Genomic DNA, 11,438 nt, shown 5'->3' with positions numbered 1-11,438 from the left:
GTCCTCCCGCGGTCTAGACCACGAGATCGTTGGGCGACAGAGGCCAGGCGACCCCCGTCAGGTCGGTGCGCCGCTCTTCTTCAGCTCCGCTCCCCGTCGGCGGTGGTGATCGTCCCGCCTGGGTTCCCGGCGAGTGCGCGGCCGATGACCAGGCGCTGGATCTGGTTGGTGCCCTCGAAGATCTGCATGACCTTCGCCTCGCGCATGTAGCGCTCGACCGGGAAGTCGCGGGTGTAGCCGTAACCGCCGAGGACCTGAACGGCGTCGGTGGTGACCTTCATGGCGTTGTCGGTGGCGACCAGCTTGGCGATGGAGGCCTCCCTGCCGAACGGGAGCCCTCGGTCTTTCAGGCGCGCGGCGTGCAGTGTCGTCGCGCGGGCGCTCTGGACGGCCGCCTCCATGTCGGCGAGCAGGAACGCGAGGCCCTGGTGCTCGATGATCGGCTTGCCGAAGGTCTGCCGCTCCTTCGCGTACGCCACGGCCTGGTCGAGCGCCCCCTGGGCCAGCCCCGTGGCGACCGCCGCGATGCCCAGCCGGCCGGAGTCGAGGCCGGCCAGTGCGATCTTGAGGCCGTCGCCCTCCGCGCCGATCCTGCGTCCGGCGGGAACGCGGACGTGGTCCAGGCGTATGGTCGCGGTCGCCGATCCGGTCAGGCCCATCTTGTGCTCGGGCGGGTCGGCGCTCAGGCCTTCGGCGTCGGCGGGGACGAGGAAGCAGGAGATGCCCTTGCGGTCGTCGGAGGTCCGCGCCATCACCTGGTAGAAGTCGGCGTGCCCGCCGTGGGTCGTCCACGCCTTCGCGCCGTCGAGTACGTAGTCGTCGCCGTCCCGTACGGCGCGGGTGCTCATCGCGGCGGGATCGGAGCCCGCGTGCGCCTCGCTCAGGCTGTACGCGCCGAGCAGGTCGCCGCCGAGCATGTCCGGCAACCACTCTCGCCGCTGTTCCTCGGTACCGAACCTGACGAGCCCGAAGCACGACAGGGCGTGCACGCTGACGCCGACGCCGACGCTCGACCAGACCGCCGCGATTTCCTCAAGCACCTGCAGGTACACCTCGTACGGCTGGCCCGCGCCACCGTACTCCTCGGGGTAGGGGAGACCGAGGAGGCCGACGGCGCCGAGGGTCCTGAAGACCTCGCGCGGGAACTCCTCGTCGGCCTCGGCCTGGGCGGCTCTGGGCAGGAGTTCCTTGGCGGCGAGGTCTCGGACGAGGGTGATCAGGTCGGCGCTCTCGCTGGTGGGCATGACACGTGACGCGGGCATGGGATCCTCCAGAAACCGATATGAGTACCACGGTATCAGTTTCGGTACTCTGTCGTAGAGTCGGCCTCATGCCGATTCCAGGGAAGGCTCGCATGCGCCGCGAGGAGATGCTGGTCCAGCTTCGAGAGCTGTTCCTCGGTGAGGGATTCTCCTCGTTCGGCATCGGAGACCTGGCGGAACGGCTGAGGTGTTCGAGAACCACCCTGTACGCCGTGGCGCCGAGCAAGGAGCAGATCGTCGTCGCGGCCGTGCGCTCGTTCTTCAAGAACACGGCGGAACGCATCGAGGCCCGGGTTGCGGCCTCCGACGACCCGGCGCGACGACTGGTGATCTATCTAGAGGCCGTCGCCTCGGAGCTCCAACCGGCCTCGGCCAGGTTCTTCGCCGACGTGGCCGACTTCGGCCCGGCCAACGACGTGTATCAGGAGAACACCCGGTACGCGGCCAGGCGGGTGCAGGCCCTGGTGACCGAGGGAGTGCGGGCGGGTGCGCTGCGCCCGGTGCACGCGTCGTTCGTGGGAGCCGTCGCGGCCGAGATCATGGGCGCGATCCAGCGCGGGACCATCCAGTCGAGCACCGGCCTCGACGCCGCCGAGGCGTACCGGCAACTCGCCGACCTGGTCATGACCGGCCTGACCGATCCGAAGGAGAGAACGACGACCTGACCGCCGACGGCCAGGTCTCGGTTCATGTGACGAGGTGGACGTCTGTCACACGGACCCCGGCCACGCCGTGACCGTGACGGTGACCGCCGGTCTGCGCGGCATGGTCGAGGTCCGGCGCGGCGAGCTGAGCCGGTCGGACGCGCTGCGCCTCCACGCGGTCGAGGTGCGGGGGCCGGAAGCGTTGCGCCGCGCCATGCCCCGGCGGTTCACACTCCCCGCGTGGGTCTTCCGTGCCCCGGCCCGTCCAGTGTCCGCCCATCGAGGCCGTGTCGTGGCCCTTCGTATCCACCTAGGATCGTCGGCGCAGGTGGGACGCGAAGAAAAGAAGTCCCGATCGAGGCGAGAGGTCGTGCGTTGAGCGGCAGAATGACCGAGGGCGCGGGAACGGCCCCGACGGACGGTCCGCCCCGGACCTCCGAGGCGGACCGTCCCCAGCTCAGCGACGCGGCCGCCTCCTACATCCGCAGCATGATCATGTCGGGTCGGTGGCGCCCGGGCGACTCGGTCCGGCCGGAGGCGGTGGGCCAGGCACTGGGTATCTCCGCGACGCCGGCCCGCGAGGCGCTGCACGTGCTCCGGGTGGAGGGCTTCCTGCAGCTGCTGCCCCGCCGCGGATTCCAGGTCGCGCCGCTGACCGGTCAGGACGTCCGCGACCTGTTCGAGGCGCACGCGCTGATCTCGGGTGAGCTCGCGGCCCGCGCCGCCGTACGGGTGACGCCGGAGGATCTGGCCGAGTTGGAAGCGCTGCACCACGAACTGCTGGCCGCTGCGCACCGCAAGGACCTCACTCTGCTTGAGGAGAGGAACCACGCCTTCCACCGGCACATCAACCTGGTGGCGGGCGCCAGAAAGATCACCTGGGTGCTCGGCCTGACCGGCCGCTACATCCCCACCCGCTTCTACTCCGCGATCGAGGGCTGGCCCGAGGCGACCCTGCACGACCACGCCGGGATCCTGGCCGGGCTGCGGGCCGGGGACGCGGAGGCCGCGCGCAGGGCGATGCACGATCACATCGTGAACTCCGGCGACCTGCTGGCCAGGCAGTTCGATCGGCAGACCGTGGACAGCGAGACCCCGTCAGGGACCTCGTAGGATATTTTCTCTCAGTTCACGTCCCCGGTCATGAATCGGCTGATCAGAAGGCATCCCCGAGTAAAGCCTGATCACCCTGATGCCCTAGAGTAAAACTCTATATTTTATATTGACCAACCGAGGGGGAGCCGTGCTGCCGCTGACCGGGATCACCGTCGTGACGTTGGAACACGCGGTCGCCGCGCCGTTCGCGACCCGCCAGCTCGCCGACCTCGGCGCCCGCGTGATCAAGATCGAGCGACCGGGCTCCGGCGACTTCGCCCGCCGCTACGACGAGTCGGTGCACGGCCAGTCCAGCTACTTCGTCTGGCTGAACCGCTCGAAGGAGTCGGTCACCCTGGACGTGAAGTCCCCGCACGGCAGGGAGATCCTGCACGAGCTGGTGGACCGGGCCGACGTGCTCGTCCAGAACCTCGGCCCCGGCGCCGCCGACCGGCTCGGGCTCGCCGCCGCCGCCGTCAGGGAGCGGGACCCACGCAAGATCGTGCTCGGCATCACCGGGTGGGGTGGTGACGGCCCGTGGGCCGGGCGCAAGGCGTACGACCTGCTGGTCCAATGCGAGGCCGGGCTGGTCTCGCTGACCGGGTCGGCGGACGAGCCCGCCAGGGTCGGCGTCTCGGTGGCCGACATCGCCGCCGGGATGTACGGCTTCAGCGCGGTGCTGACGGCCCTGTACCAGCGGCAGGTCACCGGGCGGGGGGCCACGCTGGAGGTGTCGCTGTTCGAGGCGCTCGCCGAGTGGATGGGGCAGCCGGCCAACTACACCGCGGGCAGCGGGCGCCAGCAGCCGCGTGCCGGCGCCCGGCACGCCACCATCGCCCCGTACGGACCGTTCACCGCCCGCGACGGGCGGACCGTGCTGCTCTCCATCCAGAACGAGGCCGAGTGGATCCGGTTCTGCGCGGTGTTCCTCAAGGATCCCGAGCTCGCGACCGACCCGCGTTTCGCCACCAACACGCTGCGGGTGGCCGATCGGGACACGCTGGAGGCCATCGTCGACGCGCGCTTCGCCGAGCTGGACGGCGCCGACGCCGCCGAACTGCTCGATCAGGCCGGGGTCGCGAACGCCGGGGTGAACACGGTGGCCGACTTCCTGGACCACCCGGTGCTGCGCGAGCGTGACCGATGGCGGGACGTCGGCACACCCGGTGGCCCCATCCGGGCGCTGTTGCCGCCGATCTCCCTGGACGGGGCCGAGCCGCGGATGGACCCGGTGCCCGAGCTGGGGCGGCACACGGCCGACGTACTGGCCGAGCTGGGCCGCTCGCCGGAGGAGATCGCCGACCTCGTCGCCCGGTCCGTCGTCTGACCCTCGCCCTCGCCCTCGCCCTCGCCAAGCCGGGCAGGGCAAGGGCGAGGGCCGCGGTGCGGTCGACGACGCGCACGCGCGACAACGCGCGACAACGCGCGACAACGCGAGACGACGCGAGACGTGCGGGCGGCCGATCCGGCGTCAGGGGACAGGGGCGGGGTAACGCCGCCCGATCGGGCGGCGTACGGCCGGTTAACGTTTCGTCCGTACGGTCGGCGGCATGGCTGAAGCATTCATCATCGACGCCGTCCGCACTCCGGTGAGCAGGCGCGGCGGGGCGCTGAGCACGATCCATCCGGCAGACCTGGGAGCGCACGCCATTCGCGCGTTGATCGAGCGGGCCGGGGTGGACCCCGCGCTCGTCGACGACGTGGTGTTCGGCAACGTGGACTCGGTCGGCCCGCAGTCCTTCGACATCGCCCGCACCTGCTGGCTGGCGGCAGGCTTCCCGGTCCACGTGCCGGGGGTCACCATCGACCGGCAGTGCGGCTCGGCGCAGCAGGCCGTGCACTTCGCCGCCCAGGCCGTGATGAGCGGCACGATGGACCTGGTCGTGGCCGGCGGCGTACAGAACATGAGCATGGTGCCGCTGATGTCGGCGGCCGACTCCGGTAGGGCACTCGGGTTCGAGGACCCGTTCTCCACCTCCGAGGGGTGGACGAGCCGGTTCGGGAAGGGGGAGGTGAGCCAGTTCCGGGGCGCCGAGATGATGGCGACACACTGGGACATCTCGCGCGACGAAATGGAGCGGTTCGCGGTCGAGTCGCACACCCGTGCCCTGCGCGCGAACGCCGAGAGGCTGTTCGAGCCGGAGATCGCGCCGCTGGGCGGCCTGTCCGCCGACAACGGCCCGCGCGAGCCCGACTGGGAGAAGATCAGGTCGCTGCCCACCCTGCTGCCCGACGGCCGGATCACCGCCGCCTGCGCCAGCCAGATCAGCGACGGCTCGGCCGCCCTGCTGATCGCCGGGGAGCGCGCGGTGAAGCATCTGGGGCTGACACCGCGGGCGCGTGTTCACCACATGACGGTGATGGGCGACGACCCGCTGATGATGCTCTCGGCGCCGATCCCGGCGACCAAGCGGGCACTGGAGCGGACCGGGCTCACCCCTGACGACATCGACACCGTGGAGATCAACGAGGCATTCGCGCCGGTGGTGCTGGCCTGGCTGAAGGAGACCGGGTTCGACCCGGCCAAGGTGAACCCGGACGGCGGGGCGATCGCGCTCGGCCACCCGCTCGGGGCGACCGGCGCGCGGCTGATGACGACGATGCTCAACCGGCTGGAGCGTACGGGCGGCAGGTACGGGCTGCAGACGATGTGCGAGGGCGGCGGCCAGGCGAACGTCACGATCATCGAGCGGTTGTAGGGCCCCGGGGCGCGTGCCGAACCGGAGGGCGCGAGCCAGACCACAGGGCACGGGCCAGGCCGGAGAACACAGGTCTGACCGAAGGGCGCCGGCCTGGTCGGAGGGCGCGAGCCGAACCAAAGGCACGAGCCGATCCGGAGAGCACAGGTTGACGCTGAGGTACGAGCCGAAGCGGCCGGGCCGGCGGATTCATCCGCCGGCCCGGCCGCTTCTCTCGGTGTACGGGGCGTCGTCCTCGTACGTCCCGGCTTCCTGGCCGGATGGCCAGGAAGCCGGGAAGGGCGCCGCCCCGTACATCCCGGTGATCCGGGCCGGGGGAGGCCGGACCAGCGGGACGCCGGAAAGAGGGGAAGACCTCAGGCCAGGTACGTCTCCAGCAGGCTGTTCTCGTCCATGTCCTCGCTGCGCCCGGACGCCACGATGTCCCCGACCACCATCACGTACGCCCGGTCGGCCACCTCCAGCGCGAGGCCCACGTTCTGTTCCGCCACCAGCACCGCGGTGCCGGTGGCGACCACGCGGTGCAGCGCGTCCAGCACGTCGCCCACGATGCGCGGGGCGAGCCCCATCGACGGCTCGTCGATCATGAGCAGCCGCGGGCGGGCCATCAGCCCGCGCGCGATCGCGAGCATCTGCTGCTCGCCGCCGGACAGCACGCCCCCGAGGGAGTCGATCCGCCGTCCCAGCACGGGGAACAGCTCGATCATCTCGTCCATCCGCTCGCCGGCCTCGGAGCCGGGCAGCCGGCTGCCGCCCATGAGCAGGTTGTCCTTCACGGTGAGGGGGGACAGGATCGCCCGGCCCTCGGGCACGTGGCTGACGCCCAGCCGGGCGACCCGGTAGGCGGCGCGGCGCCCGGTCGCCTTGCCGTCGATCGTCACGCTCCCGGCCGTCGGCCGTACCAGGCCGGAGATCGTACGCAGCAGGGTCGTCTTGCCCGCGCCGTTCGGCCCGACCAGGGCCACGGCCTCGCCCGCACCGACCTCCAGGCTCACCCCGTGCAGCGCTTCGACGGCGCCGTAACGGGTGACCAGGGAATCAACGACCAGCATCCGGTGCCTCCACGGTGTCCGCTGTGCGACGTTCCTTGACGCCGAGGTAGGCCGTCTTGACCCGCTCGTCCTGCCACACCTCGTGCGGGCCGGCCTCGGTGAGCACGCTGCCCCAGTCCAGGACGACGACCTGGTGGCAGACCTCGGTGACCAGTCGCACGTTGTGGTCGACGAGCAGCACGGTCACGCCCTCGTCGTTGATCATCTGGATGAGCCGGCCGATGTCGTCGGACTCGGCCCGGTTCATCCCGGCGGTCGGCTCGTCGAGCAGCAGCAGCCGAGGCTCGGTGGCCATCGCCCTGGCGATCTCGACCCGCCGCCGCATGCCGTAGGAGAGCTCGGCCACGTCCACGTCGATCACCGAGGTGAGGCCGACCCGGTCGATCAACCGCCGCGCCACCTCGTGCTGCTCGGCCTCCTCACGCCTGCGCACCCGGCCGAGCTGCCAGCGGCGGCCCTTGAAGGACAGATGCCGGCCGATCAGCACGTTCTCCAGGACGGTGCTCTCGTCGAAGAGCTTCAGGTTCTGGTAGGTGCGGGCGATGCCCGCGGCGGCCAGCCGGTGCGGGCGCAGATCGGCGAGATCGGACCCGGCGAGGGTGATCCGCCCGGCGGTGGGCTTCAGGTAGCCGCTGATCAGATTGACCACCGTGGTCTTACCCGCGCCGTTGGGACCGATCAGGCCGTAGATGGCGCCCTCTCCCACGGAGAAGGAGACGTCGTTCACGGCCTTCATGCCGCCGAAATGCTTGCTGACTCCGGACAACTCCAGCAGCGCGGTCATCGGCTCGCCACCTTCTCAGCAGGGTCTTGGACGGTGGGCGCGGGCTGGTCCCGTCTGCCGCGCCAGCGGCGCCGCAGGCCCCGGTAGAGCGAGCGGTCGGACAGGCCGTTCGGCGCGACCAGCAGGATCACGACGAGCAGCACGCCGTAGATCACGTCCTCCCAGTTGGAGCCCGCGAAGTGCAGCGAGTCGCGCAGGATCGTGAGCCCCCAGGTGACCAGGATCGGCCCTGCCCAGTGCCCGTTGCCGCCCACCAGCACGTAGGTGAACACGATGACCAGCGTGGCGAAGCCGTACTGGTCGGGGCTGATCACCGTGGTGCGGTGCGCCTCCAGGGCGCCCGCGCACCCGGCGACGGCGGCGGCCGCGGTGAAGCTCACGAACCGGACGCGGAACACGTTCACGCCCATGCCCTCCGCGGTGCGCTCGTCCAGCCGCACCGCCTTGGCGGCCCGGCCGAAGTGGGAGCGGTGGCTGAGCTCCAGCAGTACGAACGCCACCAGCAGCGCGACGACCAGGTACTCGGTCTTGACCTCGATCGGGATGCCCGCGATGCCGTTCGGACCGTTGGTGTAGTCGTTGATCCGGATCAGCACCACGATGGCCTGGGCGAGGGCCAGGCTGCCCAGGGCCATGTAGATGCCGCGCAACCGCAGCACCGGCGGGGCGAACAGCGCGCCGATCATGCCCGCCAGCACCGTGGCGACGAGCAGGCCGATCGCGAACGGCAGCTCGGACTTGGTCGCGATGAGGGCCGCGGTGTAGCCGCCGACCGCGGCGAACCCCATCGGGGCGAGCGACATGATGCCGACCCGGAACGTGATGTGCACGCTGATCACGAGCAGGGTGAGGATGAGTGCGGTGTCCAGCCGGAACAGCTGGAGCGGTTCGAGCCACTCAAACACGGGCGGCCTCCTTCTTGCCGAAGAACCCGGACGGCCGCGCGACCAGCATCGCGAGGATGACGGCGAAGGCGATGATCTCCCTGAACGAGCTGGAGACGTAGGTGGTGGCGTAGACCTCGACCACACCGAGGACGAGACCGCCGATGATCGCGCCCTTCACCGAGCCCATGCCACCGAGGATGATCACCGCGAAGGCGATGAGCAGCAGCCCGTCGCCGGACGAGTACGACACCTGCGCCGCCGAGGCGGCGACGAAGATGCCCGCCACCGCGGCGAGCGCGCCGGCGACGAAGAAACAGATCGAGAAGACGAGCTGGCTGTTCACACCGAGCAACTCGGCGGTCTCCCGGTCGTGGGCCACCGCGCGGACGGACCGGCCGGACTTGGTCCGGTTCAGCCAGTACGCGAGGCCCACCATCGCCACCACGGCGATCACGAACATGACCACCTGGAGCCGGGGCACGTTCTGGCCGGCGAAGTCGAAGGCGCCGACCGGGAAACCCTGACGGGGGAACGCCTCGGTCTGCGCGTCGGTGTAGGTGCGCAGCACCGTGGTGAGCACCAGCGAGACGCCGATCGTCGCGACCACGAAGGAGAACTCCGGTGCCTTGCGACCGCGAAGCGGCGCGAGGACGGCCAGGTCGATCAGCACCGACAGCACACCGGCCGCCACCATGCCCACCAGGATCGCGACCGGTACGGGGACGCCCAGGCGCAGCGCGGCCAGGGCGGCGAAGGTGCCCCAGGTCAGGATCTGCGCATGGGCGAAGTTGAGGAGGTTGAGGACACCCCAGACCAGGGTGACGCCCACGCCCAACAGGGCGTAGGTACTCCCCAAGGCCAAGCCGTTAATGGTCTGTTGCACACCATCCTCCGTTCCCTCTCGCGGCCTCGGCCCTGGCTGTCCGCGGTATGACGAGATCGGGGCCAGCGTTGCGTTTCCTCGTTAACACCGGCGTTACGTGAACCGGAGAGCCCGGCGGGGGTATGGCCGCGGCCGTTATCGGTGCCCCGCGCGGGGCGGCGGCGCCGGTCATCCGCGCCCGCTCCCGGCCGGGGACGCCGAGGACCCCGAGAACTCCATCAGGTTCAGCAGCGTCCCGTCCGGGTCGAGGATGGTGACCACGCGCCGCTCGCGGCCCGGCATGGGGACGAGGGTGACCGGCCCGCCGACCACGGGGATGCCGTGCTCGGTGATCCAGGCCATCGTGGTGTCCATGTCCTCGACCCGCAGCCCCAGGCGGGCGAGCCCCGCGTCCTTGGCCGTGCGCGGCGCCGGTGCGCCGCCGTCGTCGGTGAAGTGCAGCAGGTCCAGATAGGTGTCGGTGTCCCGGGAGCTCCAGCTGAGCAGGGCCGCCTTGCAGCGGACCGGCCCTGTGACGTCCAGGATCGTACGGAAGTCGTCTCCGGCGTCGAACTCGAACGGCTGCCCGAGGATCCGGGCGCCGAGCAGGCGGGTGTAGAAGTCGAGCGACCGGTCGAAGTCGCTGCAGACCACGTTGGCGTGGACGAGGTGGTCGATTTTGAAGGTCATCGCGAGGTCTCCTCCGTAATGGGCGACAGGGGCACCCGCCAACGACGCCGCCCCGGCACACCGTGGTGCGGCGTGCCGGGGCGGCGGGTCGGTCGGGGCGGGGGCGCGGGTCAGCGCGCGCAGCTGGGGGACTTCTGGTCGTCGAACAGGGTGATCTTGCTGTCCACGATCTGGAGCTTGGTGCCCTTGACGTCGGCGGCCCGGTTCTGGGTGAAGCCGATCTTGCCGAACGGGGTGTCCAGGCCGTTCAGGGCCGCCAGCGCGTCCCGGACGGCCTTCTTGTCGTTGCTGCCGGCGTTCTTGAAGGCGTGCGCCATCGACCACAGCGACGCGTAGCCGGCCGCCTCGAAGACGGTGGCGGAGCGCTGCGCGCCGTTCTGCTTCCAGTAGTCCAGGAAGTGGCTGTTGTTGCCCTCACTGCTCTGGCCGTTCCAGGCCGTCACGTACACGAAGCACTGCATGGCCTCGCCGGCCTGCTCCATGGTGGCGTCGCTGACGTCCGGTGCCATGAACACCGGCTTGTCGAAGCCGATCTCGTCGAGCTGCAGGTAGATCGTGCTCATCATGCCGGGCAGCGGCATGGTGACCAGCACGTCGGGGTTCAGCTGCTTGAGCTTGGTCAGCTGGGCCCGCACGTCGGTGTCGGTGCCGACGAAGGTCTCGGTGCCCAGGGTCTGGAGACCGGCGCCCTCCAGCGCCTCCTGACGCTTGCCGATGACGTTCTTGGCCGCCTCGGAGTCGCTCTGGTACAGGTACGCCGCGGACTTGAGGCCGCTGAACGCTGCGGCGAACTCCTTGTCGGCCGGGGGCATCACGTTGGCCATGTCGGGATAGAGACGGAACATGTAGTCGCCGATCTCGGTGACGCCACCCGAGGAGAGGCCGACCGCCATGGTCGGGATGCCGTTCTGCTGCAGCTGCGGCCCCGCGGCGAGGAACGACGGGGTGAGGGTGAAGCCGACGACCGCGTCGACCTGGTCGGAGGCGAGCTTGAGCACCGCCTGCACGGCCTCCTGCTTGTCCGCCTTCGTATCGATCTCCACCAGCTCGATCTTCGAGCTGCCCAGGAAACCGGTGTCGTTGATCTCCTTGGTCGCGAGTCGCACGCCGTCGCGCTCGCTGGTCCCCACACCGGCGATGCCCGCGGCGCCGCTGACGTCCAGCGGAACACCGATCTTGATGGTGGCGGGCAGGCCGCCCGACTGCGCGGTGCTTCCCTCGTCACCGCCGGAGCCGCACGCCGTCGCCAGCATGGCCACCCCGAGAACAGCTATTCCGAGTTTGCTCTTTCGCATTTGAACCTCTCATATCGCCGGCTCCGCTGCGGGGAGCCACCTGGAACGTGACGGCGAAGCGCCGGCAGGACCAGATACTGCGGAGGTCTCGTTAACGTGCGCGTTACGTTGGGCGGGCGGAGTCACGGGGTCACAGACGGCAACGGTCGAATCAGGACGGACTCGGCC

The 11,438-nt window shown here is 70.2% G+C and carries 11 protein-coding genes; 4 read left to right on the top strand and 7 right to left on the bottom strand.

All coding sequences use genetic code 11. The annotated features are described in order from the left end of the window. Window positions 1-80: 80 nt before the first annotated feature. Window positions 81-1,262: an acyl-CoA dehydrogenase family protein gene (locus ABZ664_RS06080; RefSeq protein WP_362503674.1), complete on the bottom strand. Its 1,182-nt coding sequence runs from the start codon at window positions 1,260-1,262 to the stop codon at window positions 81-83. A gap of 68 nt (window positions 1,263-1,330) precedes the next feature. Here ABZ664_RS06080 and ABZ664_RS06075 point away from each other — a divergent pair, with 68 nt between their 5' ends. From ABZ664_RS06075 to ABZ664_RS06060, 4 genes are all read left to right on the top strand, one after another. After that, on the top strand, window positions 1,331-1,927 hold the full coding sequence (locus ABZ664_RS06075; RefSeq protein WP_362503671.1) for a TetR/AcrR family transcriptional regulator: 597 nt from the start codon (window positions 1,331-1,333) through the stop codon (window positions 1,925-1,927). Between the two features lie 354 nt (window positions 1,928-2,281). After that, on the top strand, window positions 2,282-3,019 hold the full coding sequence (locus ABZ664_RS06070; protein ID WP_362503668.1) for a GntR family transcriptional regulator: 738 nt from the start codon (window positions 2,282-2,284) through the stop codon (window positions 3,017-3,019). Between the two features lie 130 nt (window positions 3,020-3,149). Further along, window positions 3,150-4,328 carry a CaiB/BaiF CoA-transferase family protein gene (locus tag ABZ664_RS06065; RefSeq protein WP_362503665.1) on the top strand — a complete coding sequence of 393 codons (1,179 nt, stop codon included), beginning with the start codon at window positions 3,150-3,152 and terminating at the stop codon, window positions 4,326-4,328. A 223-nt stretch (window positions 4,329-4,551) separates the two neighbouring features. Next, window positions 4,552-5,700 (top strand): acetyl-CoA C-acetyltransferase, encoded by a 1,149-nt coding sequence (locus ABZ664_RS06060; protein WP_362503662.1) that lies wholly within the window; start codon window positions 4,552-4,554, stop codon window positions 5,698-5,700. Window positions 5,701-6,056: 356 nt separating this feature from the next. Here the strand turns inward: ABZ664_RS06060 and ABZ664_RS06055 are convergent, their stop codons facing one another. The 6 genes from ABZ664_RS06055 to ABZ664_RS06030 all read right to left on the bottom strand — a co-directional run bounded on the left by ABZ664_RS06055 (window position 6,057) and on the right by ABZ664_RS06030 (window position 11,270). Then, window positions 6,057-6,752 (bottom strand): ABC transporter ATP-binding protein, encoded by a 696-nt coding sequence (locus ABZ664_RS06055; protein ID WP_362503659.1) that lies wholly within the window; start codon window positions 6,750-6,752, stop codon window positions 6,057-6,059. Next, window positions 6,739-7,536 carry an ABC transporter ATP-binding protein gene (locus ABZ664_RS06050; protein ID WP_362503656.1) on the bottom strand — a complete coding sequence of 266 codons (798 nt, stop codon included), beginning with the start codon at window positions 7,534-7,536 and terminating at the stop codon, window positions 6,739-6,741. Before ABZ664_RS06050 ends, ABZ664_RS06055 begins: the two co-directional genes overlap by 14 nt. After that, on the bottom strand, window positions 7,533-8,441 hold the full coding sequence (locus ABZ664_RS06045) for a branched-chain amino acid ABC transporter permease (protein WP_362503652.1): 909 nt from the start codon (window positions 8,439-8,441) through the stop codon (window positions 7,533-7,535). Before ABZ664_RS06045 ends, ABZ664_RS06050 begins: the two co-directional genes overlap by 4 nt. Then, a complete protein-coding gene (locus ABZ664_RS06040) occupies window positions 8,434-9,285 on the bottom strand; it encodes a branched-chain amino acid ABC transporter permease (RefSeq protein ID WP_362503649.1) in 852 nt (283 codons plus the stop codon). The genes ABZ664_RS06045 and ABZ664_RS06040 overlap by 8 nt, the downstream gene beginning before the upstream one ends. 189 nt (window positions 9,286-9,474) lie before the next feature. Continuing rightward, a complete protein-coding gene (locus tag ABZ664_RS06035) occupies window positions 9,475-9,975 on the bottom strand; it encodes a VOC family protein (RefSeq protein ID WP_362503646.1) in 501 nt (166 codons plus the stop codon). 110 nt (window positions 9,976-10,085) lie between these two features. Next, window positions 10,086-11,270 carry an ABC transporter substrate-binding protein gene (locus tag ABZ664_RS06030; protein WP_362503643.1) on the bottom strand — a complete coding sequence of 395 codons (1,185 nt, stop codon included), beginning with the start codon at window positions 11,268-11,270 and terminating at the stop codon, window positions 10,086-10,088. Window positions 11,271-11,438: the final 168 nt, after the last annotated feature.

This window comes from Streptosporangium sp. NPDC006930 (genome assembly GCF_040635605.1).
Taxonomy (GTDB): Bacteria; Actinomycetota; Actinomycetes; order Streptosporangiales; family Streptosporangiaceae; genus Streptosporangium.
The sequence above is the reverse complement of the archived record's forward strand: the minus strand, read 5'-3'. Positions and strand labels throughout refer to the sequence as shown.

What these genes read in the sequence shown, in the direction of transcription:
- ABZ664_RS06075 (WP_362503671.1), top strand. Translation starts at nt 1,331, where the DNA reads ATGCCGATTCCAGGGAAGGCTCGCATGCGCCGCGAGGAGATGCTGGTC.
- ABZ664_RS06060 (WP_362503662.1), top strand. Translation starts at nt 4,552, where the DNA reads ATGGCTGAAGCATTCATCATCGACGCCGTCCGCACTCCGGTGAGCAGG.
- ABZ664_RS06035 (WP_362503646.1), bottom strand. Translation starts at nt 9,975, where the DNA reads ATGACCTTCAAAATCGACCACCTCGTCCACGCCAACGTGGTCTGCAGC.
- ABZ664_RS06050 (WP_362503656.1), bottom strand. Translation starts at nt 7,536, where the DNA reads ATGACCGCGCTGCTGGAGTTGTCCGGAGTCAGCAAGCATTTCGGCGGC.
- ABZ664_RS06055 (WP_362503659.1), bottom strand. Translation starts at nt 6,752, where the DNA reads ATGCTGGTCGTTGATTCCCTGGTCACCCGTTACGGCGCCGTCGAAGCG.
- ABZ664_RS06030 (WP_362503643.1), bottom strand. Translation starts at nt 11,270, where the DNA reads ATGCGAAAGAGCAAACTCGGAATAGCTGTTCTCGGGGTGGCCATGCTG.
- ABZ664_RS06080 (WP_362503674.1), bottom strand. Translation starts at nt 1,262, where the DNA reads ATGCCCGCGTCACGTGTCATGCCCACCAGCGAGAGCGCCGACCTGATC.